A 433-nucleotide genomic window follows, 5' to 3' on the forward strand; every position below is an offset into this window, starting at 1 on the left:
CCATATAATAAGGCCGTCTGAAAGTTGATATTTGACACTTTTCAGACGGCCCTAAACATTTCAATTAACGTGTACCGAAAATCTTATCGCCGGCATCGCCCAAACCAGGGATGATGTAGCCGTGTTCGTTCAAGTGGCTATCGAGCGCGGCAGTGTAGATGGTTACATCAGGATGCGCCTCGTTGACGGCTTTCACGCCTTCCGGTGCGGCAACCAATACCAATGCTTTGATGTTACGGCAACCTTTAGCTTTCAAAAGGTCAATGGTGGCAACCATAGAGCCGCCGGTCGCCAACATCGGGTCGATAATCAGCGCGGGACGTTCGTCCATGCTGTCAACAAATTTTTCAAAATAAGAAACCGGTTTCAAAGTTTCTTCATCGCGCTGCAATCCGACAACGCTGATTTTGGCAGTCGGAATCAGGTCGAGTAC

1 protein-coding gene is annotated in these 433 nt (G+C 48.7%); it reads right to left on the minus strand.

The genetic code is table 11. The features are described 5' to 3' along the window. Nucleotides 1-64: 64 nt before the first annotated feature. The coding region (gene upp, locus ACTHTJ_RS10925; protein WP_440362698.1) for a uracil phosphoribosyltransferase at nucleotides 65-433 on the minus strand (369 nt) is incomplete at its 5' end.

This window comes from Neisseria sp. P0018.S001 (assembly GCF_051957355.1).
Lineage (GTDB): Bacteria > Pseudomonadota > Gammaproteobacteria > Burkholderiales > Neisseriaceae > Neisseria > Neisseria subflava_A.